This is a genomic window from Robiginitomaculum antarcticum DSM 21748, assembly GCF_000365025.1.
Classification (GTDB): domain Bacteria; phylum Pseudomonadota; class Alphaproteobacteria; order Caulobacterales; family Maricaulaceae; genus Robiginitomaculum; species Robiginitomaculum antarcticum.
In genome coordinates this window covers 959,397-982,188 of sequence record NZ_KB823011.1, presented here as the reverse complement: position 1 = coordinate 982,188, position 22,792 = coordinate 959,397, and the positions used below count along the sequence as shown (strand labels likewise).

Annotated in this window: 17 protein-coding genes; 8 read left to right on the top strand and 9 right to left on the bottom strand. The window is 51.9% G+C overall.

From position 1 onward, the window contains the following. Positions 1–40 precede the first annotated feature (40 nt). Positions 41–1,252 (top strand): pyridoxal phosphate-dependent aminotransferase, encoded by a 1,212-nt coding sequence (locus tag H142_RS0104675; RefSeq protein ID WP_017930942.1) that lies wholly within the window; start codon positions 41–43, stop codon positions 1,250–1,252. Between the two features lie 396 nt (positions 1,253–1,648). Here H142_RS0104675 and H142_RS16145 read toward each other — a convergent pair whose 3' ends face one another. The 3 genes from H142_RS16145 to trxB all read right to left on the bottom strand — a co-directional run bounded on the left by H142_RS16145 (position 1,649) and on the right by trxB (position 6,406). Then, on the bottom strand, positions 1,649–4,264 hold the full coding sequence (locus H142_RS16145; protein WP_017930941.1) for a response regulator: 2,616 nt from the start codon (positions 4,262–4,264) through the stop codon (positions 1,649–1,651). Positions 4,265–4,511: 247 nt separating this feature from the next. Next, positions 4,512–5,426, bottom strand: a complete 915-nt coding sequence (locus H142_RS0104665) for a LysR family transcriptional regulator (RefSeq protein WP_017930940.1) — start codon at positions 5,424–5,426, stop codon at positions 4,512–4,514. A 14-nt stretch (positions 5,427–5,440) separates the two neighbouring features. Beyond that, the gene (gene trxB, locus H142_RS0104660; RefSeq protein WP_017930939.1) at positions 5,441–6,406 is read right to left on the bottom strand and encodes a thioredoxin-disulfide reductase; all 966 of its coding nucleotides are present in this window, start codon (positions 6,404–6,406) and stop codon (positions 5,441–5,443) included. A gap of 148 nt (positions 6,407–6,554) precedes the next feature. Here trxB and H142_RS14335 point away from each other — a divergent pair, with 148 nt between their 5' ends. Next, positions 6,555–7,442, top strand: a complete 888-nt coding sequence (locus H142_RS14335) for a ThuA domain-containing protein (RefSeq protein WP_017930938.1) — start codon at positions 6,555–6,557, stop codon at positions 7,440–7,442. Here H142_RS14335 and H142_RS0104650 read toward each other — a convergent pair. From H142_RS0104650 to carB, 5 genes are all read right to left on the bottom strand, one after another. Then, positions 7,426–8,412, bottom strand: coding sequence for a mitochondrial fission ELM1 family protein (locus H142_RS0104650; protein WP_017930937.1), 987 nt, complete (start codon positions 8,410–8,412; stop codon positions 7,426–7,428). The genes H142_RS14335 and H142_RS0104650 overlap by 17 nt on opposite strands. An 11-nt stretch (positions 8,413–8,423) precedes the next feature. Beyond that, positions 8,424–8,897: a transcription elongation factor GreA gene (gene greA / locus H142_RS0104645; RefSeq protein WP_026147802.1), complete on the bottom strand. Its 474-nt coding sequence runs from the start codon at positions 8,895–8,897 to the stop codon at positions 8,424–8,426. Positions 8,898–9,044: 147 nt separating this feature from the next. Beyond that, positions 9,045–9,581: an outer membrane beta-barrel protein gene (locus H142_RS0104640; protein ID WP_017930934.1), complete on the bottom strand. Its 537-nt coding sequence runs from the start codon at positions 9,579–9,581 to the stop codon at positions 9,045–9,047. A 223-nt stretch (positions 9,582–9,804) separates the two neighbouring features. Then, entirely contained in the window at positions 9,805–10,602 is a 798-nt protein-coding gene (locus tag H142_RS16140; protein ID WP_083898933.1) for an energy transducer TonB, read from the bottom strand. A gap of 25 nt (positions 10,603–10,627) precedes the next feature. After that, complete coding sequence (carB, locus tag H142_RS0104630; RefSeq protein ID WP_026147801.1) at positions 10,628–13,930, bottom strand: carbamoyl-phosphate synthase large subunit; 3,303 nt, start codon at positions 13,928–13,930, stop codon at positions 10,628–10,630. A gap of 232 nt (positions 13,931–14,162) precedes the next feature. On the opposite strand from carB, the gene H142_RS0104625 reads away from it, so the two are divergent. The 3 genes from H142_RS0104625 to H142_RS0104615 all read left to right on the top strand — a co-directional run bounded on the left by H142_RS0104625 (position 14,163) and on the right by H142_RS0104615 (position 15,726). Further along, positions 14,163–14,996, top strand: coding sequence for a M48 family metallopeptidase (locus H142_RS0104625; protein WP_017930931.1), 834 nt, complete (start codon positions 14,163–14,165; stop codon positions 14,994–14,996). Positions 14,997–15,076: 80 nt separating this feature from the next. Further along, a complete protein-coding gene (locus tag H142_RS0104620; protein WP_017930930.1) occupies positions 15,077–15,352 on the top strand; it encodes a hypothetical protein in 276 nt (91 codons plus the stop codon). Beyond that, entirely contained in the window at positions 15,349–15,726 is a 378-nt protein-coding gene (locus H142_RS0104615; RefSeq protein WP_017930929.1) for a type II toxin-antitoxin system death-on-curing family toxin, read from the top strand. Before H142_RS0104620 ends, H142_RS0104615 begins: the two co-directional genes overlap by 4 nt. An 82-nt stretch (positions 15,727–15,808) precedes the next feature. On the opposite strand, the gene carA is transcribed toward H142_RS0104615, so the two are convergent. Further along, positions 15,809–17,017, bottom strand: a complete 1,209-nt coding sequence (gene carA, locus H142_RS0104610; RefSeq protein ID WP_017930928.1) for a glutamine-hydrolyzing carbamoyl-phosphate synthase small subunit — start codon at positions 17,015–17,017, stop codon at positions 15,809–15,811. A 162-nt stretch (positions 17,018–17,179) separates the two neighbouring features. Between carA and H142_RS0104605 the strand changes: the two genes are divergently transcribed. From H142_RS0104605 to rpoD, 3 genes are all read left to right on the top strand, one after another. Further along, complete coding sequence (locus tag H142_RS0104605; RefSeq protein ID WP_017930927.1) at positions 17,180–17,641, top strand: GatB/YqeY domain-containing protein; 462 nt, start codon at positions 17,180–17,182, stop codon at positions 17,639–17,641. Between the two features lie 815 nt (positions 17,642–18,456). Next, positions 18,457–20,325, top strand: a complete 1,869-nt coding sequence (gene dnaG, locus H142_RS0104600; protein ID WP_017930926.1) for a DNA primase — start codon at positions 18,457–18,459, stop codon at positions 20,323–20,325. A 77-nt stretch (positions 20,326–20,402) separates the two neighbouring features. Then, positions 20,403–22,556 carry an RNA polymerase sigma factor RpoD gene (gene rpoD, locus H142_RS0104595; protein WP_017930925.1) on the top strand — a complete coding sequence of 718 codons (2,154 nt, stop codon included), beginning with the start codon at positions 20,403–20,405 and terminating at the stop codon, positions 22,554–22,556. Positions 22,557–22,792: the final 236 nt, after the last annotated feature.

Here is a 22,792-nt window from a genome sequence, read left to right as displayed (position 1 = left end):
GGCGCGCTAGAGTCTGAATTATCGTTGGTGAAGGATTTATATGAGTTTCACATTCAAACCGTCTGAAAATCTGTCGCGCGTTGCGCCGTCGGCCACCATCGCCATGTCACGCCGCGCCAAGGACAAGGCCGCATGTGGTCTGGATGTGATTAACCTGTCCGCCGGTGAGCCGGATTTTGCAACGCCGGAGCATATTTGCGCGGCGGCGCGCGACGCCATCGCGGCGGGCAAGACGGGCTATACGGTTGTCGACGGAATTACGGAGCTTAAACAGGCGGCGGTCAGCAAATTTGCCCGTGATAATGATTTGGCTTTTACAACGGACCAAATACATATTTCGCCGGGCGGTAAGGCTTCAATTTTCAATGCCTTTATGGCGACCTTAAATCCGGATGATGAAGTAATTATTCCTGCGCCCTGCTGGGTCTCATACCCGGAAATGGTAAAGTTATGCGGAGCTAAACCCGTTATTGTCCCCACCACTGCAGCGTCGGACTTCAAGATTACCCAGGAGCAGCTCTCATCTGCCATTACGCCAAACACGAAATGGCTGTGTTTGAATTCACCTAATAATCCGACCGGAGCTGTAATTAACAATGCAGAATATGGCGCGCTGGCGGAGGTTTTGCGCGCGAAAACTCACGTCATGGTCATGACGGACGATATCTACGAACATATCATTTACGAGCCAGGCGGTTTTGCAACATTGCTCAACGCCGCGCCGGATTTGGCCGACCGCACTTTGATCGTGAACGGCGTATCGAAAGCCTATGCTATGACAGGGTGGCGCATTGGCGTGGCCGCGGGGCCCAGGCCGCTTATTGCCGCGATGGGCAAGGTGATTTCTCAAACGACTTCAAATGCCTGCTCTATTAGCCAGTGGGCCTCTGTTGCGGCGCTGTCCGGAGTGCAGGAGTATCTTGTGGACCGGCGGGAGAACTTTCGCGCGCGCCGTGACGTGGTTGCATCGGCCATTAATCATACAGATCGACTGTCTTGCATGGTGCCGGGCGGCGCATTTTATATTTTCGCCGATTGTAGTCAGACATTTGGGATGACCAGCGCGGGCGGCGCGCTCATATCTGACGATTTGGATTTTTGTAATGCCGTATTAGATGAGGCCTTGGTGGCGCTCGTGCCGGGAAGCGCCTTTCACGCGCCGGGCCATTTCCGCCTGTCTTACGCCTCCTCGCGCGAAGAACTGGATAAAGCCCTGACGCGTCTTGGCAAATTTTGTGCAGACTTAGTCTAAAATAATAGTGACGATATTATCCGCGTCATTTTCGATGCGCGATTTAATCTGGGTTTTGCGTCCATCCGGCGCAGTGACAATAATGTCGTAACTGCCGTAAAATCCGCATATCGCAGCGCTTAAGACGTCATCCGTAAAAACGATTTCATTTGTCCAGAATGTTGTGTAAACGGTATCGTGCCACGCTATTGCATTAGGTTACTAACCAGACTTTGCGGTACATTGCGGCGTCCGGCTTCCAGCGATTACCTACCCAGAACCCCCATATACACAATATGAATGGTACTATATATCTCTTTAAAACGGACGTGTTGGTCGCTCCCTAACTCTATCCTTTAAGGGTTAAAATATGCGGTGGCGCGTCACAAGGCTTTCTATGAAACCGCAATGTGAAAACTATGCACGTTTCTGTTGCATCGGCGTGCCCATGATCCAATGATCGAGAGTTGCGATGAGCTTTTCTTGCTTTACCGGTTTGGTGAGGTAGTCGCACATAGATGAATCCAGACACTTTTCGCGGTCATGTTTCAAAGCATGTCCAGTCAGCGCGACAATCGGAATAGGCTCTTGGCCGATTAATTTTTGATAGGCATGGATTGTTTCTGCGGCTTCGTATCCGTCCATAACAGGCATGGAGATATCCATTAAAATCGCACGGTATTTATCAGGGTCGTCTTTGAACTCCCTGACAGCGTCTTGGCCATTATTCGCAAATGTGGGAGCATATTTTGTGTCCTGCAACATCAAGCGTACCACGTCCTGATTGAGCGGGAAGTCTTCGGCGACCAATATCGAAATTTTGCGACCCGAAACGCGCGGGGACGCTTTAATCGGATTTGAACTCATCTCAAGAGAGACAGGCTGAGGCACAATGAGCTGCGAGTCTGAGGCCTCATCAACAGAGGTAGTGCTGTGTGTTTTAACAGCGTCGAGCACAGCTTCAATTTCTTTTAATGTACTTTGTATGTCGTCCCGCTGCTGAATATTTGTCGCCATCGTTTTAGCTTCTGACGGCGCAGAGGGCTCTTTAGCGGTAGGCAGTGAAGAGGGTTCCGGCTCAGGTTTTTGCTCGGAAACATTCTGACTAACTTCAAGAATATTTTGGCAAAGTGCGTCAAGCAAACGCTGTTCCCGCACAGGTTTTACAAGATATTGGGTAATGCCAATTGTTGATAATTCCTGACTGCTTACCGGCTGGTCACAAGATGAGAGCATAATAATTGGTGTTCCTGCGATTTTATTGTTCGCGGCAATCACGGTCGCCATTTCCTGACCATTCATTCCGGGCATTAAATAGTCCGAAATAATGATGTCATAGGGGTGTCCGGCATCTATCGCGCGTTCAAGCTCGGTTACAGCATCAATTCCGTCTTTAACGGCGCAGCTTTGCATTTTCCAACTCGCGCAGCGCTCCAGCAAAATTTTTCTATTTACTTCAATGTCATCAATTATAAGCGCCCGTTTGCCCATTACAGGATCAGCATTACGCGGTCCGGTGCGGGCCTGCGTATCAATCGGCAAATGCATATCAAAATAAAATGTTGAGCCTTGCCCAAATGTGGATTCGACCCACATTTTACCGTTCATCAATTCTACTATACGGCGCGAGATGGACAGACCAAGTCCTGTGCCGCCATATAGACGTGTGGTGCTATTGTCGGCCTGCGTGAATTTTTGAAAGACAGTTTCAATCTTGTCGCGTTCAATGCCAATACCGGTATCTTTTACTTCAATACGGATATTGGCAATGCCGTCTTTTCCTTGAAAAACTGAGACATTTAATAAAACATGGCCTTCTTGGGTAAACTTAATGGCGTTGCCTAGAAGATTGATCATAACCTGACGTATCCGTCCCGGATCACCGAGAAAGTTTCGGGGCAGCGAAGGTGAATAATTAACAATTAATTCAAGATTTTTTTCAACAGCGCGGCTGGAGACCAGTGACATGACATCATCTATCGCTTCGCGCAGGTTGAAAGCTGTGGGGTCAAGTTGAAATGCCCCGGCTTCAATTTTCGAAAAATCCAAAATATCGTTTATAATTGTCAGAAGCGCTTGACTGGAATTGGTTATGACATTGATATATTCACGCTGCCGGTCATTGATTTCCGTCTGTGCAAGCAGCTCCGCCATACCAAGGACACCGTTCATAGGCGTACGGATTTCATGGCTCATATTGGCTAAAAATTCTGACTTAGCTTTAGAGGCGGCAATAGCTTCATCTTTGGCGCGCTCAAGTTCAACTGACTGACGCCGGTCGCGGGTAATGTCCTGCACAAAAGCTCTAATTTTGACGGGTTTACCTTCAGCATTTCGGATGATTTGTCCCGTTGTGTCACTCCAACGCTGATTGCCTTTGTAAGTGTTTGACCGACAAGTGACTGAAAATCTGTCATCTGTTTTGGATATATTTTTGAGCGCCTCGCGCATTGCCGGACGGTCATCCGGGTGAACGATTGCGATAATACCCTTGCTGTGGATCAGTTCTTGATCTTCTTTTGAAAAATAATACTGCAATGTATCACTGAGCTCATATGTCTTATTGGCGATATCATAAACCCAATAGCCGGCATTTCCGAGTGCAAGGGCTTGATGGAGCATTTCGTTGACAGTGACGAGTTCAGTCACATCATCACTGATGGAGACGGTGCGGCCATCCGGCAGGGCCTTTCGGGTAAACCGATGCGCTGTACCATTGCCCAGTCGAACGATATTGGATGCCATATCACGTCCTGTTTGAGCGCGTTGCTTTTGGTGTTCGTCCGATAATCTCTGTTGGGCGATCATGTCAGGCGTCAGCAGACCGTTTGCGACCATAAGCTCATGACACCGAGACAGCGGATCTCCGGCTTTAAGCTGTTCAGGGGTTATCCCGAGATTATCATAAGTTTTTCGGCTGATAAATTCATAATTCATATCAGGGTCAATAATGCTGACTCCGAACGTGAGATAATTATCAAGTATATCAAGATACTCAGCGGCAAGTTCTTGTTTGTATTTCGAGTTTTTCACGCGACCCCCGGGAGCATAGGTAAGCCAATGTGGCACATACAGTGTTAAGAATTTGCCAAAAAAAAGCCCGGTCTTCCTAAGAAGCCGGGCCTAGTCTTCGCTATACCATTCGGGGAGGAATATGTATGCGGTACTCAAACACTTAAGGGGGATATCTCTTGTGTTGACCCTCTCTATATAGCGCGCTCGCCGTAGAAGTGCAGGCCTATAGCTTCACGGCTCCTATGCACTTACGCATAGCTCGGGCTTATATCGGGGATTGCCGCCAGCCTTTACTGACCCGCACCAGAAAATCGCGAAACACTTTTGCTCTGACGGATCCGCGAAGCTCGGCGGGGTAGACAAAGAAGACATCAAAGGGTGTACCGGAAATTTGCGGCAAAACGCGGACGAGTCTGCGGCTCATAGCCGTCATATAATCGGGAATACCCACTATCCCCATTCCGGCCTCGGCCGCACGCATAATGCCGTGAAGATTGTTCACGGCGAGAATAGGTTGGCGCGCAGTCTCTCCCTCTTCGCGTCCCAAACTCAAAATCCAGTTTGCACTGTTTAGCCGCGAAGGCATTAATTTACCAAAGGCGACCAGATCATGATTATCAAGATCTTCGACAGTTCGGGGTGCGCCGCGCTGCGCAAGATAGGTCTGGGACGCATACAGGCTCTGCGAAATCGTACCGAGACGGCGCTCTATGACATCGCCCTGCGTGCTTGGCCACGGCCGCAGCGCGCAATCGACATCAAATGCCGCGAGGTCATGTTCTTCATCTTCAAGGTACAGCTCGACATTGATCAAAGGATAAGCTTTTAAAAATTCCGGTAAGACCGACGTCAGCCAGTTTGCACCAAGTGAAATGGGAGTCGAAACGCGCAATGTGCCTTGAGGTTTATCGCGGCTATCTTTGACAGTGGCCACAGCGAGCGCCGCGCGGTGGGCCATTTCGTCGGCTGCCGCATAAAGAATACGGCCTTGCTCCGTAAGCGTTAGGCCTCGTGCATGACGGTGAAAAACAGGCGTTGCTAGGCTGTGTTCCAGCGCGCTTATCTGGCGGCTAACGGCGGACTGAGAAATCTCCAGCCGCTCTGCCGCGCCGGTGAGCGATCCTGCCTCCGCCGCAGCGTGAAAGGTTTTCAGCTTGTCCCAATCTAGCGTTAGCGGCATAATCGGCCTTTAATTTATTCGGCGGCGGCTTTATGCCCCGCCTCTTTTTCCGCCAGATAGCGTTCCGCTTCCAGCGCGCCCATGCACCCAAGTCCGGCCGCTGTTACGGCTTGCCGCCATTCCTCATCGGATACATCTCCCGCGGCAAAGACGCCGGGAATATTGGTCCGGGTACTGTCGGGAGCCGTGGTGATGTATCCGCCATCATTCATTTTGACGTGGCCTTTAAAGACTTCGGTCGATGGCTTATGGCCGATGGCAATGAAAACCCCATGTGTATCGCGGGTAAATTCTTCGCCGGTATGGGCGTTTTTAAGGCGTACGCCTGTGACGCCTTTGGGATCCGTGTCGCCCAGAATTTCTTCCAGTGTTGTATCCCATAAGATTTCAACTTTGGGATTATCAAACAAACGGTTTTGCAGGATTTTCTCTGCGCGCAGGCTATCGCGGCGATGCACAAGCGTCACTTTGGATGCAAAGTTAGTTAGAAAGAGGGCCTCTTCAACAGCCGTATTGCCGCCGCCAATAACAAAGACCTCTTTGCCGCGATAGAAAAAACCATCACATGTCGCGCACGCCGATACGCCAAAGCCCTGGAAATAGTCCTCGGACGGCAGGCCGAGCCATTTGGCCTGCGCCCCGGTGGCGATGATGACGGAATCAGCGGTATAGGTGTCGCCGCTATCGCCCGTCATCTTAAAAGGACGGACAGAGAAATCGACGTCGATAATGACGTCTTCGTAGAACTTTGTGCCAAATTTTAGGGCGTGTTCTTTGAACTTGTCCATCAGCTCGGGGCCTAATATTTCAGGAAAACCAGGATAGTTTTCAACATCGGTTGTGATGGTCAGCTGCCCCCCGGGCTGCAGGCCGGCGATAATGGCCGGCTCAAGCATAGCGCGCGCGGCATATACTGCCGCAGTATATCCGGCGGGGCCGGAGCCGATAACAATAACTTTGTGGTGGTGGGTCGCGGGCATAGAAACAGTCTCATTTAGCAATTGCGTTTTTGCATAGGTAAGGGGGCCTCGCCCTCTCTGCAAGCATGCGGGTAGGTTATCCCCTAAAAAATACAGGCCAAATGAATGAATTGAGCGTCTTGGCATGCTGCAATATTTGGGGCACAGAATGGGAATGAAAACATTTCTGATTTGCTCCGTACTCGCTCTGTCTCTTGGCGCCTGCGCCGTAACGGTCATTGATCGCGATATTGTCGCCTTTGACACGCCACCGCCTAAAATCAGCGAATATATGGCTGAGCCGTCTATACTCGTTTTCTCCGAGACACAGCAGTGGCGTCACGAAGAAGGTATTGCGGGCGCTGACCTCTATATGATCGAGACCGGGCGGGAGCTGGGTTACGGCGTATTCACGACGGAAAACAGCGCCGTATTTAACGCCCAAAGCCTGTCGCGTTTTAACGTTGTTGTCTTCAATAATGTCACAGGGGATGCTCTGACACCGGATGAGGAGGCGGCCTTTAAAAACTGGCTGGAGGCGGGCGGAGCTTGGGTTGGGCTGCACGGCGCCGGGGATAGCAGCCACACGGACTGGCCATGGTATTCTCAGACTTTGCTGGGCAGTACATTCACCAACCATCCCGCAGATCCCCAATTCCAAGATGCGCGGCTTGAAAATTTGAACCCCCAACATCCCGTTATGGACGGCCTTCCGTCAGAATGGGTGCATAATGAAGAATGGTATTCATTTGACGCGCCCGCGCAGAATTTCGGCCAAATTGTCCTTCTCGGCGTTGACGAGAGCACATATAGTCCCGTGAACAGGTCATATGGCAATTCTAACCTCATTATGGATAAAGACGGTAAAGGCCCGATCGCCCATCCCGTCGCATGGGCGCGATGCGTCCGGGCTGGCCGGGCTGTTTATTCCGCTCTTGGCCACCAAGATACGGCCTATGATATGCCCTATGTGCGCAAACTGATTGCAAATGCGATTCTATGGACAGATAAAAAAACCGATCCTGACGGTCAGGGCTGCTTTAATGCGGGCGGCTAGCTCTGACTTGGTCAAAACGCTTCCATAAATAGTCAGCCGCGCGCCGTGTCTCTGACAGCGCCTCATAAGATTGAGGTGAGCTCGCGGGCTCATACCGAGTCACGCCGCACCGAGTCTGCAGCGAGTCGAAAAGTATCGCGAATTTTCCGGGATCGCCGGAGACAGGCAGGCGGTAAACCGGTTTGCCTGTCACGCAGGCCTCGGTCATCATATTGGTACTGTCTTCGGTGACCAAAATAATGTCCGCCGCATTCAAAAATGCAAAATAGGGATTATCCTCTGCATCGTCATGCAGCCAGACTCGCCCGTGCTCATATGCAAATTGGGCCAGCATTTTACGGGCAAAGTCCGGCGTACGCCGCGACGGCGTAACAAGCAGGGAATATCCTTTGACATGCAGATCGCGCATGGCGTCATGCCACGCAGCCATATCCTCCTGTTTGACGCTCCAGCGTTTAGACGCTCCGCCGATGAGAATGGCGGCATAAGGGGCAGGGTATTGCGCCAGTCTCGGGGCAAATATCTCTGTCTCGTGGGTCAGGCGAGGCGCTGTGATGCGGTTCGGACTACCGACAATAGCAAATATGTTGTCACCGTTCACGCCATCATGCTGCGGCGCAATAACAAGATCGAAGTGCGATAATGACGTCTGCGGGTCTTGGACATAGACGGTGAAGACATCCGCGCCATGGGCACGTTTCAGTGCGCGAAGAGGCGCAATGGCTTGCCGCCCGCATCCAATCGCGATGTCGGGCTTTAGGCCTGTTAGGCCATAGTCATGCGGAGAGCGGCGCAGAGCAAATTGTAAAGCAGGAGGCAGTGCGGCAAAAGTCTTGTCATTTTGGATATGATGGGTTGAAATCGTGAGAGATCGAATATGGGCTGCGGCCTCAGCTAAGCCGAGGGCTTGATTTTCGATGCCCCGCCGCCCGTCGGAGATGACAAGGGCATGCGGGAAGCTATCAGTCATATTGGAAAGCTCTAACCGTATTTGATCCCGGTGATTTCAAAGCCGCGCGCGCCGCCCGGCGCCATAATTTCAAAAACGTCACCGACCTCTTTGCCCATCATGCCGCGTGAAATCGGAGACGTGTTCGAAATTTTGCCCAGCTTCACATTGGCTTCATCCTCACCGACGATTTGATAGGTCGACTCTTCATCAGTATCTTCGTTGACCACAGTTACAGTCGCGCCGAATTTGACGGTATCGCCATTCATTTTATCCACATCAATGATCTGCGACAAGGCGAGCTTGCTCTCAATTTCCTTGATCCGGCCTTCAACAAAACCCTGCTTTTCTTTAGCCGCATGATATTCGGCATTTTCCTTTAAATCACCATGCTCGCGGGCCACCGCGATAGCCTGAATAATCTCCGGGCGCTCTACGGTTTTAAGCTGTTTAAGCTCGGTTTCCAGCGAGGCGTGGCCTGCTACGGTCATGGGGTATTTTTGCATATTTGATCCTGCCTCTTCGGCCTTGAAATTTGGTGAGCGCCGCAGCGCCAAGGCATTAAATCTAGGAAGCCTAACCGTGATTTGCAAGCGAGCAGTGGACAAAAAAAGCCCCGCACAAGGCGGGGCTTCTATATTTATAGCTTATGTCTAGAATTTATACAGATATCCGACTTGTGCAGAGGTGGCTTCGGCATCGAAATCTGCACCAAAAGCCTCACCTTCATAGTCATATTGTGTCAGATCAACACGAAGGCCTTGATTGGCATTGAAGAAATACTTCGCGCCGACGCCATAGGCGGGGCCGTCAACGTCGACTTTGGCAGATGCGCCGCCCGCTGAGCCTTCAACTTCGGCTTTACCATAGCCGAGACGGCCAAACAGTTCCCAGCCATTGGTACGCAGCGTCGATACAGTCGCAAATGCAGCTGCGTTATAATTCAAGCTGGTCTCTATACCGCCTGCATCTTCTTCGGTTAAGCCTGTTGCAAGCTCGCCCTCAACGCCAAAATAGTCGTTAAAGTCATAGCCAAGATGGCCTTGCGCCGTCACAATATCGGCACCGTCATAGTCCAGATAGCCCAGACCGCCATCTATGCTCCACCCGGCATCCTGTGCGGAGGCTAAGGGGGCGAAAGCCAGAGCTGCGATTGCAGCGGCGGAAGCAAATTTAAATGTTTTAGTCATGCGAAACTCCTTTTATTGATCGCTTATGCGTATTTACATAATGCCAATAACGCAGCATTCCAGTTACGGTTTCGTAGGAATATGTAGAGAGGATTCTGCCGTTGTAAAATTATCACACTTAATTAAATCAACGTCATAGACAGGGAGCTTAAATTAAAATAATTTTATAAATTATAAATACAGTCAGGCTCTCGTGACTAAATCCGAGTACAAATTCTTTTCGCTATTCCGGAACAATCTTACCGCGTTCATCTGATAACTGATAAGATATCTTAGTTTCAATGCCGCAGGCATAAACCGGAGACCCGTCCATTAGTGCAGGGGCGTATTTCCAATAAAGAAGCGAAATTTTTGAGTTTTCTTCAAAGACATCATCTGAGCAAGACACGACTTGTATGTCGACAGGATCTCCATCGGGGTCGACATTAAAACGCATTTTGCAATGCCCGCTTCTCGTTGCTTGAAACGGAAAAACAGGCGGTATGCGAATTGTTGGTTTCGGATCAACGCTAGAGTCGAGTGAGCTTCCAGCCCTGCAGCCAGATTTACCTGATGTGCGGTCTGCAATCATAGCGTCAACACCGCCATTATAGACCATATCAAGTACTTGTTCTTGACGTCTTTGCATTTCAGGTAAGTTAGCTAGCCGTTCGTCTTTCTCCCCGGCCGACTCCATATGGCCATTAATAACAGTACCGGGAATCGTATTTGTGCCGGGCTTTACGTAAGACACCGCTTGGCCCCCGACCTCAAAGATTTTCTTTAGGGGCCCTGTTTTGTCGAGCTTGCCGTCCAACGTCATTTCATATGTCATATTTTTTGTGACATCATGCGTTAAAGTGCAAGGTGTTAAGCAAGTCGCAAATGGCGTATTTTCGCCTTCATATGTTAATGCGACTTTTGTACCCGCCGGATGTATATCGAATTCTATATTCCGCGTGAAGGTTGCGCCGGTCGATGCGCAGGCGACTAGCAAAAGTGCTACGCAGAGCATTGAAACTGCACAATAAGACGATCTCATATTTCTTAGGCTAAAGGAAATTTGGCTAATCCCCAAACAAATTCTGCAAACTCAGCACTTCATAATCCTTTTCCGACAGATCCCTGATTGCGGCGACGGCGGCTTTGGCCGCGGTGGCGGTCGTGAAATATGGGATTTTCTGTGTCAGGGCTGTGCGGCGCAGTGAATAACTATCGTCCAGCGCTTGCTTGCCTTCAGTGGTGTTGAAGACCAGCTGCACCTGTCCGTTTTTCATCGCGTCGACAATATGCGGTCGGCCTTCGTGAACTTTTTTCACATAGTCCACTTTGATGCCGTGGCGGCGGAGATATTTGGTCGTGCCGCCTGTGGCCATGATGGTGAACCCAAGACGGATCAGCTCGCGTGACAGATCGGCCATGAGTGATTTATGGCCTTCGCGCACACTGATAAAGACGCAGCCTTTGCTTGGCAGGGTGACGCCGCCGCCCAGCTGGCTTTTGGCAAAGGCCATGCCAAATGAGGTTGCCATGCCCATGACTTCCCCTGTTGAGCGCATCTCCGGCCCCAATACTGTGTCGACGCCCGGAAAACGCGCAAAGGGGAAGACGGCTTCTTTGACCGCGATGGTCTTAAACGTGCGCTCGGAAAACTTACGGCGGTCTAGATCAAATTCAGACAATTTCATGCCCGCCATGACTTTGGCCGCGATTGCCGCCACAGGGGTGCCGACAGCTTTGGCCACGAAAGGCACAGTGCGGGAGGCCCTCGGATTGACTTCGATCAAGTAAACAGTGCCGTCTTTGACCGCGAATTGTATGTTCATCAGCCCGACAACGCCAAGCTCCAGCGCGAGCAGTCCCGCTTGGCGCTCCATTTCGTCAATGACAGCGTCCGGTAAGGTGTTGGGCGGCAATGAGCAGGCGCTGTCACCACTATGCACGCCGGCTTCTTCGATATGCTCTAATATACCGGCCACATAGACATGCTGCCCGTCACAAATGGCGTCAACATCAACTTCAATGGCGTCACGTAAATATTGGTCGATCAACAAGGGGGATTTGCCGGAGACTTTGACGGCCTCGCTAATATAGCGGCGCAAATGACCCGTATCTTCGACGATTTCCATGCCGCGTCCGCCCAGTACATTGGACGGACGAAGTACTACGGGATAGCCGACACGCTCGGCGGCCTCTTCAGCGGCTTTGGCGTCGCGAACAATATCGTTTTTGGGCTGGTGTAAGCCAAGCTTTTGAACCAGCTCTTTAAACCGTTCGCGGTCTTCAGCGCGGTCCAGCGCATCCAGCTTGGTGCCGAGCAGAGGTATGCCCGCATCTTCTAAATCTTCGGCGAGTTTGAGCGGGGTTTGTCCGCCAAATTGCACGATGACGCCAAGTAATTTGCCGTTTTGCTGCTCTGTTTCAATCAGCTCTAGAACATCTTCGGTCGTTAGCGGCTCAAAATAGAGGCGGTCAGAGGTATCGTAATCGGTCGATACAGTCTCAGGGTTACAATTGACCATAATGGATTCGATATTGATGTCCGCGAGCGCATAGGCGGCGTGGCAGCAGCAATAATCAAATTCAATGCCTTGGCCGATGCGGTTTGGACCGCCGCCTAAAATGATGACTTTGTCGCGGCCGCTCGGGCGGCTCTCATCATCGACCTCACCGCCAAAACCGGGCGTTTCATAGGTGGAATACATATAAGGCGTCTTGGCCTTAAATTCCGCTGCACAGGTATCAACGCGCTTATAAACGGGCCGGACTCCGGCCTTGTGGCGCGCTTTGCGCACTTTAGACTCTTTGTTTCCGGTCAGCTCTGCAAGACGGGCATCGGAAAATCCGTCGGCTTTAACAGCGCGCAGCACATCTGCGTCTTTGGGCAGGCCTTCTTGGCGGAGCCAGTCTTCGCTGGCGACGATTTCTTCAATTTGACCTAAAAACCATGGATCAATAGACGTGATTTGGTTGATTTTTTCCAAGCTCAGCCCTTGGCGAAAGGCCTGCGCGACGACCTGCAGGCGATCCGGGGCTTGAATGGCGAGGCGTGCGCGAAGCGCTTTATCCGCCGTGACGCCGTCTTCACCCCTGATATCGAGCTCATTTAATCCGGTTAGACCTGTTTCCAGCGAACGAAGGGCTTTTTGGAAGCTTTCCTTGAACGTCCGGCCAATCGCCATAGCCTCGCCGACCGATTTCATGGACGTGGTCAGAATAGGTTCTGCGCCGGGGAATTTCTCAAAAGCGAAACGCGGTATCTTTGTCACGACATAATCAATTGACGGCTCAAAGCTTGCCGGAGTTGCACCGGTAATATCGTTGTCCAGTTCGTCCAGAGTATAGCCGACGGCCAATTTGGCCGCAATGCGAGCAATCGGGAACCCCGTCGCTTTGGAGGCTAATGCGGAGGATCGCGATACGCGCGGATTCATTTCAATGACAACCATGCGCCCGTCAGCGGGATTGACGCCGAACTGGACATTTGACCCGCCCGTCTCGACGCCGATTTCGCGCAGCACGGCAATCGAGGCGTCGCGCATAATCTGATATTCTTTATCCGTCAGGGTCAGGGCAGGGGCGACTGTGATAGAATCGCCGGTGTGAACGCCCATCGGGTCGATATTTTCAATCGCGCAGATGATGATACAATTATCGTCCTTGTCGCGGACGACTTCCATTTCATATTCCTTCCAGCCGAGCAGGCTCTCATCGACGAGAACTTGGTTGGTCGGAGAGGCGGACAGACCGCTGCGGATAATTTCTTCATATTCTTCGATATTATAGGCCACGCCGCCGCCTGTACCGCCCATTGTAAAAGCGGGCCGGATAATGGCAGGCAGGCCCGTATAGTCGAGTTTCCGAACGGCCTCGGCGACGCCGGCTGTGATATCGGCCTTGCCGTTGTCGTCTTTGGGCGCCGTGATGATTGTGGCGCGCGGATTTTCTAAACCGATCTTAGTCATGGCTTGGGCGAACCGCTCGCGGTTCTCGGCCTTGTCGATGACGTCAGCTTTTGCGCCGATCATTTCGACGCCGTATTTTTCAAGCACGCCCATATCTTCCAGCGCCAGCGCGGTGTTGAGCGCAGTCTGCCCGCCCATCGTCGGGAGCAAGGCGTCCGGGCGCTCCTTAGCGATGATCTTTTCGACAATTTCGGGCGTAATCGGCTCGACATAGGTCGCGTCCGCCATGTCGGGATCCGTCATAATTGTTGCCGGATTAGAGTTAACCAGAATGACCCGGTAACCCTCTTCCTTGAGCGCCTTGCAGGCCTGAACACCGGAGTAATCAAATTCGCAAGCCTGTCCGATAATGATAGGCCCCGCGCCGATGATTAGAATGCTCTCAATATCGGTGCGTTTGGGCATGGTCATCCTATCATATGCGCAGAATCACTGCGATGCGGGCAAAATTTCGTTCTTCTATAGTTTTGGGGCTACACTTTCAATACAGACTTACGTATTTGATGGTAAATCATGGTAATTTCTATGATGCACTTACTGTACGGACATTATATAGCGCCCTATTTCAGTGCGGATTGATTTTTTCTGTGACCTTTTGCGCTCTGTCGCGTAATGTCTAAAACTAACGGAGGATATTATGGGTAGACGCAGTGGTGGATTCAAATGGCAATTTGCTGTGCTGGCGATCATTGGCGCGGCGGTTTATTATTTCATGAACCAAGAGACTGTGCCTCTGACAGGTCGTACACAAGTGCGAACATTAGAGCCGCAACAGGAAATGGCGCTTGGGCTGCAATCTTACCGTCAGATTCTGGCTGACAATCGTGGAAATGTTGTCCAATCCGGCTCAACAGTGAACACGGTCAATGCTATGGGCGTACGTCTGGCCCGCGTTGCAGAGCAGTATATGGTCGAAGAAACCGGAGAGCAGACCGGATATGACTGGACGTTCAACGTAATAAAATCTGAGCAGGCCAATGCTTTCGCTCTGCCCGGCGGCTATACGGCAGTCTATACAGGCCTTATCCCAATTGCTGAAAATGAAGACGGTCTGGCCGTCATTATGGGCCATGAAATCGGCCACGCGCTTGCCCATCACGGCGCGGAGCGTATGGCGCAGCAAAACATGCAGCAAATTGTCGGCGCAGGCGTAATGATGGGCGCAGGCGGTATGGACGCCGGCGCGCAGCGCACTGTGATCGGCCTGTTCGGCGCGGGCGCGCAATATGGCTTCGCTCTGCCATTTTCGCGCAATCATGAATCAGAGGCTGACTATATCGGGCTTATTCTCATGGCGCGCGCCTGTTACGATCCGCGCGAAGCGCCGCAGCTCTGGGCGCGTATGGGGGCCAATAGCGCAGGCGCGCCGCCCGAATTTGCCTCAACTCATCCGGCGTCAGAAACCCGCATTCGCCAGTTCGAAGAATGGATGCCCGAAGCGCTGGAAGTTTATGCGCGCTATTGTCAGTAACTGGAGCATCATGATTTATCATGATGGAACTTGACAAAAGCTCATAATGGTTTATCAAGAAATATCTTGATGGAGCTGATATGCCTGAATTTCGTGAAAAGCCAACGTCTTATGATAATCACCTGCGTGGCACAAAGGTGCGTAAGAAATTTGCTACACAAATGGACGAGCAATTGCTCGAAGACATTCGCGCATTTGCCAAAAAAGAGGGGCGTCAGCTCCAAGCCGTGCTCGAAGACGCGGTTGAGGCTTATCTGAAAGATCAAACGACTTATCGTATGGCTGATGATGTCCGGACAGCGTATGAAAATACTCTGCGGCGCTTTCCTAAAACGCTTGAAATTCTGGCGAAGTGACGCTGCGGTATTTGTCCATAGAGGATGCTATTGCTTTTCACGATGATCAACTCGTCAGGTTTGGCGGCGCGGATGGCGTTCGCGATCTGGGACAGCTTGCATCCGCTATGTTTCGTCCGCAATCGGGTTACTATAAAGATTTAATCGAAGAGGCTGCGGCGCTCTGGGAAAGTCTGGCGAATAATCATCCGTTTGTTGATGGAAATAAGCGTACGTCTCTGATCGTGACGGATATCTTTTTACAGCTCAATGGGTCGTACATAAATTGTCCCGATGATGATGTGTGGAAATTTATGCTCGGTTTATTTGAGCAAAGTGATTTTAATTTCCAAAGTTTAGATGCATGGCTGCGCGCAAATATTGCCGCGCTTTAGGTCTTATATTTACAATATCAAGACAGACTTGAAGGCTAGGCTTATAGCATAAACTATATGCGCAAGGCGTGGATGAAATATCTTAAAGCGTGTCCGCAAAGCGCTGGAACAGATAAAAACTGTCCTGCGGGCCGGGGCTGGCTTCGGGGTGATGCTGGACGCTAAATACCGGTTTGCCTTTGACCTTAATACCGCAATTGGTGCCGTCAAAGAGGCTGACATGAGTCTCCTCGACCGTGTCGGGCAGGCTGTCTTTATCGACCGCAAACCCGTGGTTCATCGACACAATCTCGACCTTGCCGGTGGTGAAATCCTTGACCGGATGGTTGGCGCCGTGGTGACCCTGCGCCATTTTGACCGTCTTTGCGCCCATCGCCAGAGCCAGTAATTGATGGCCAAGACATATGCCTAAAAGAGGTGTGTCGGATGCGACCAGATCACGAATGACCGGCAGGGCATATTCCCCCGTGGCCACCGGATCGCCTGGACCGTTGGATAGAACAACGCCGTCCGGATTAAGCGCCAAAATATCGGCGGCTAATGTGCGCGCCGGAACAATCGTGCAGCGCAGACCCACGCTGCCTAGGCGGCGGACAATATTGCCCTTCACGCCATAATCAATGACGACGACATGTTTACCCTTGCCGGTATTGTCGCTGTGACCCTCATCCCAGCTCCAGCCTTGCACATGTGAAGTGTGCTGCGCGGGCGTAGATCGGCCTTCGGCCAGCTCCGCGCCGACCAGACCTTGCCAGTCCGCGGCTTTAGACTTAAGCGCGCCCAGATCAAATTGCCCGTCGACATGATGCGCAATCACGCCATTGGGCATACCATGATCGCGAATATGAGCTGTCAGCGCGCGTGTATCAATGCCCGACAAACCGATGATCTTACGCGCGGCCATCCATTCGGGCAGCGCCATTTCATTGCGGTAATTGGACGGGACAGTGATCGGCGCTTTGAAGATGGCGCCGACGGCAGCGCGGCGGGCGGGCACGGAAAAGCTCTCATCATCGGCGTCATTCGTGCCGACATTGCCGATATGGGGAAATGTGAAGCAGACAATTTGATCTGAATAGGAGGGATCGGTTAGAATTTCCTGATATCCTGTCATGGCCGTATTGAAGCAGACCTCGCCGGTGGCCTCGCCTTGATAGCCTGCGCCGCGCCCGTAAAACACCGTTCCGTCCGCCAAGACCAGTACCCCGGTCGGTGCTTTGGTCAAATCCTCATAGGGATTGTGAACGCCGTCTTCTGTCGGCTGTGCTTGATTTTTATTAAATAGAGACATACATGACCGCCCTTGCCTAAGAAGTGACTCGCTTTTGCGCGTGCGGAGTTGTACCTATCACGGGTCGCTAAGAGGTCAAGACTTGGCTGCGTCGGGTGGGCTGCGATAGCGAAGACGGTTTTGTGGGAACCGTAAATTCGGGGTAATTATACAGGAGCCGACATGGCACTTCGTGACGAGATTTCATCCTCCACAAAGGACGCGATGAAGAGTAAGGACGCGACCCGTTTGGCGACATTGCGCCTTATCACGGCAGCGATTAAAGACCGCGATATTGCCGCGCGCGCGGATGACCGCTGCGGCGGCATTGACGAAACGGAGATCATGTCTTTGTTGTCAAAGATGGTCAAACAGCGCGAAGAAAGCGCTAAAATCTATGACGAAAACAACCGTCCGGAGCTGGCTGAGCAGGAACGCTCTGAGATCGAAATCATCCGTCATTTTATGCCTAAGCCGTTGACTGATGCGCAAATGAAGTCCGCTGTGTCTGCTGCCATTGAGAAAAACGGCGCGACCTGCCTTAAAGATATGGGCAAAATCATGGGCGAGCTCAAACAGAACTACGCCGGACGTATGGACATGGGTAAAGCGGGTAAATTGGTTCGCGGGCATTTGTGTAGCTAATCCGGGGCGAATATGAATGGCGTAAGCTAAAATAACAGCCCGTCATTCAGAGGAGCATTTCAAATCGCTTGACGATTAGAAAATTAAAATGCCCCGAAGACTCCATATCTGGATTTCGATTTATATACTAAGTTGATACTCCTAGGCTTGGATCCTTCGCTGCGCTCTGGATGACGGGGTGGTGAGTGTGGTATGTCTATTTCAATAATTTATCTCTTCATTTGTTTCGGTTTAAAGTAGGGCGTCTGTGCGGGACTTTAAAAAACAGGGGCTACCTGTTTGGGTACGCGTAAATGTAATTTCGCTTCTTAAAGTCCCTGCCGGAAATACGGATCGCGCCGCATATCCGACATGACGCCCAAACTCTGTTTGAACATCAGCACAGCAATGTCTTTGCTAAGCGGCCGAATTAGCCAGTCGAGGCGCTAGACAGCTCACGCTTAGCGGGCCGGCCTCCTTTGCGTTACCATCGGAACCTACACCCAACACCGTCTTACCCTCCGACCAGCCAACGTCCGCTTGCCTGCCCTGTGAGATAAGAACAGTTTGAAGATAGGGGCAAAAGGAGAGGTGGGGATGAATAAATATATATCCACGGTTTTGAAACATCTCCCGCTCCGCTGACCCCTGCGAACGGGGCCGTTCTCGCGCAATGTTAGCGGTAATTTATCCACGCCTGACCTGGGGATAGCGGAATATTGATTTGCTAAACCCTCCATCATTGCATTGCGGTGTCGGATTATATGGGGCCACACTGACGCTGAGCGCGGTGAATAGGACTCGCAATCATCTGCCCCAGCCCTTAGATGTAATACATGCGATTTACCGATGATTTTATGGACGAGATCAAGGCGCGGACCCGCGTGTCCGACATTGTCGGCCGTCACGTAAAGCTTAAACGGCAGGGCCGTGAATTTGCCGGATTATCGCCCTTTACCAATGAAAAATCGCCCAGCTTTTTCGTCAATGACGAGAAGGGGTTTTATCACTGTTTTTCTTCCGGAAAGCATGGTGATGCCATCAATTTCATGATGGAGGTTGAAGGCTTGTCTTTCCCTGAATCCGTTGAGCGCCTTGCGGGCATGGCGGGCGTATCGATGCCGGCCGAAGATCCGCAAGCTGCCGCCAAAGCCGCGCAAAGTAAAAAGCTGATCAATTGGACCGAAGAAGCCCAGCGTTTTTTTGAGAAATCCCTGCGCCGCAATTTAGGCGCGCAGGCCCGTGTTTATCTTGAGGGCCGCGGCCTGAGCGAGGCCGATTGGAAGCGCTTTGGTATCGGATTTGCCCCCGATAGCTTTGACGCGCTGCGTGATGAACTGGTTAATAAAGGTGCGCCGATGGGCGCGCTTGTCGAGACCGGTCTGGTGATTGAGCCCGAAGACCGTGACCGACAGTCCAATAGGCAACCGTGGGACAGGTTTCGTAACCGTATCATGTTTCCGATCACGGATAGTCGCGGGCGGCTTATTGCTTTTGGCGGCCGCGCTATGGCCGCCGATGCCAAAGCGAAATATCTGAACTCACCGGAGACGCAGCTTTTCCATAAAGGCAGCGTTCTTTACCACTATCCCCAAGCGCGAAAAGCGCTGTCCGATCCGAAAAATCCGGCGCGCGGACTGATCGTGGCTGAAGGCTATATGGACGTCATTGCGCTGGCCCGCGCGGGATTTGAGCACGCCGTTGCGCCGCTCGGCACAGCGTTGACCGAGGACCAGATGAGTCTGTTATGGCGGGCCGGCCCGGAACCAATTTTGTGTTTTGACGGTGATAAAGCCGGGCTGCGCGCGGCGTTTCGATCTATTGAGCGCGCCCTGCCGCTGATCAAGCCGGGGCAGACCTTGCGCTTTGCCCTGATGCCCGAGGGACTGGATCCCGATGATCTCATCCGCGAACGCGGCGCATCAGCCATGCGCAAGGCCCTCGAAGACGCTTTGCCATTGGTCGATATGCTGTGGCGTCGCGAAGTGGACAGAGAACCGCTGGACACGCCTGAGTCTAAAGCGGGGCTTAAAGACCGTATTTACGCCGCGCTTCGCGAAATCGCCCATGACGGCGTGCGCGATCAGTATAAAACGGCGCTGTTGGAGCGCTTCGATAAAGCCTATGGCCGGCCGGCCTTTAAACCCGGTCGCGGCAAATCAAGCTGGGGCCGTAATAAAGGCAATCCGCCGCCGACCTCAGCGCTGAAAGCCCGAATGGGACGGTATGATGATATCGGGATGGGCCGCGCGCCCCGTGAGAAGCGTCTGGTGCAGGCGGTTTTGCATAATCCGGCACTGCTTGAGCGGGTCGATGAGATCTTTTTTGAGCTGAAATTTGACACACCGGCTCTGACGGAGCTGCAAAAATGCATATTTAGCTTTTGGCGCAGCGCAATAGCTGTTGATAAACATGCGATTCGTGCCCATATAGAGCAGCAAGGGTATGCGGCTCACTTAAAGCTATTCACTGCGTTTGGCAGAAATCCTTCCGCGCTCGCGATGACCGGGCCGGATGCAGACCAGGATTTTCGCGAGGCGGAATGGCTTAAAGAGGCGGCAGCTCATCAAGAATTAGACGTTGCAGACGCGCAGCGCGCAGAGTTTAGAGACCGCATGAATGCGGTGCTTCAGGCAAATGACCGTGAAGCGATGAAGAAACTCATGCGGGCCGCAGCGGCGACGAAACGGCAAACCTCGGCTTGAGGCTGTCCATGGCTGCCAGCCAATGGAACGCTTCGGGCCTCTCATGCATACAGTTATCTGTATGAACGGAGCATTTTATGGCGAAAACGCCACCTAAAGCCGCAGCCAAAAAACCTGCGGCCCCTAAAAAAACAGCGTCCAAAGCAAAGACACCAATAAAGTCTAAAACAAAGATTGCGGCAAAGTCCAAAGCCAAACTATCCAAAGTCAAAGAGACTGCGGTTGCGGTTGCGCCCGATACGCCGCCTTTGACGGATACCGGCGAGAAGGCTCCGCTTCTGGATATGAAAAAATCCGAAGTGAAGCGGATGATCACCCTGGCCAAAAAATCCGGCCTGCTGTCAACCGCCGAGTTGAACAAGCATATCCGCACCGATGATGTAACGCCCGATGAGATTGAAGCCGTTTTGGCGATTTTGTCTGATCAGGGCATTAGCGTGGTCGACGAAGACCCCAATGCGAAAAACCCGAACAATCTTTTGGTTCGTAATGAGAACCGCTCCATTCAGGGCGGCAATGCCAAAGCGGATCTCGACCGCACGGATGATCCCGTTCGCATGTATCTTCGCGAAATGGGTACGGTCGAGTTGCTCTCACGCGAAGGCGAGATCGCCATTGCCAAACGTATTGAGGCCGGCCGCGACACAATGATCAAAGGTTTGTGCGAAAGCGCGCTGACATTTGAAGCGATCATGGTCTGGCGTGAAGAGCTGGAAGAAGGGCGTATCCTTCTGCGCGATATTATCGATCTGGACAGCACTTATAATAAATTTATTGGCAAGATACAGATCGACAACTCTGCCGCCGCTGTGCGTAAAGAGAAAATCGAAAAAGGCGAGATCGAAGCCGAGGAAGGTGAAGTCCTTCTGCCGACCCGCCCCGAAGTCATTAAGCGCGACAAAGATTATGAAGAGGGCCAGAAAACCCTCGATGATGATGATGAGATTGACGAAGACGAAAAAGCCAATCTGTCCATGGCGTCCATGGAAGGAGAGCTGCGCGAGTCCGTCTTTCAGCTTTTAAATGATATTTCGCTTGATTTTGCGCGCTTCCAAAAGCTGCAAGACATGCTTATCCGCGCGCGTCTGTCCGGCAAGAAACTGCGCAAGCCGCAAGCCGAAGAATATGACCAAATCCAAGACCGCATCATTGATGCGCTCAAATCCCTGCATCTAAACAATGCGCGGATTGATGCGCTGATCGAGCAGCTCTACGCGATCAACAAACGCCTGATCGGCCTTGAAGGTAAATTGATGCGCCTCGCCGATGGTAACGGCGTTCCGCGTCAGGACTTTCTTGAGTGCTATTTAGGCAGCGAGTTGAACCCGACATGGGTTGAGCAAATGGAAGGGCGCAGTGAAGCGTGGGACCGTTTCATTAAGCGCGAACGCCGCTCGATAGAGAAGATCAGAAATGAGATTGGTATACAGGCGCAAGAGACCGGCGTGCCGGTTGATGAATTTCGCCGTATTGTTCAGACTGTGCAAAAAGGCGAGCGCGAAGCGCGTCAGGCGAAAAAAGAAATGGTCGAAGCCAATCTGCGTTTGGTTATTTCGATTGCGAAAAAGTACACAAACCGTGGCCTTCAATTCCTTGATTTAATTCAGGAAGGCAATATCGGTTTGATGAAAGCAGTCGATAAATTCGAATATCGCCGCGGCTATAAGTTCTCGACATATGCCACATGGTGGATCCGTCAGGCCATTACGCGGTCGATTGCCGATCAGGCCCGGACCATCCGTATTCCGGTGCATATGATTGAAACGATCAACAAAATTGTCCGCACGTCACGCCAAATTTTGCATGAAATCGGCCGCGAACCGACGCCCGAAGAGCTGTCCTCTAAACTCGCTATGCCGCTTGAAAAAGTGCGCAAAGTGATGAAAATCGCCAAAGAGCCGATCTCTCTGGAAACGCCAATCGGCGATGAAGAAGATAGCCAGCTTGGCGATTTTATCCAGGACGAAAATGCGCAGCTGCCCATCGATGCTGCCATTCAGTCCAATCTGCGCGAGACTACGACCCGCGTTCTGGCGTCGCTTACCCCGCGCGAGGAACGCGTTTTGCGCATGCGCTTTGGGATCGGTATGAACACCGACCATACGCTCGAAGAAGTCGGGCAACAGTTCAGCGTCACCCGTGAACGCATCCGCCAGATCGAAGCTAAAGCCCTACGCAAGCTGAAACATCCAAGCCGCAGCCGCAAGCTAAGGTCTTTCTTGGATCAGTAGCTTATGGTTACTGCAGACGAATTTCCTTCCCCTTTCGACTTGGTCTGGACACATGGCAGATTTCTGGTTGCAGCCTATTCACTGTCTAAAGAACTTTTTTAAAGTTTACCGGCTTGCTGGCTGGCGCTACTGAATGTCTACTTAGTTTATCTTACGCTGTTGGAGTAAATTGCGGGGGAGGGCAGATTTCAGTGACGCGGCGCTTCACCCGATAGTCACGGGACATATTCCGCCCT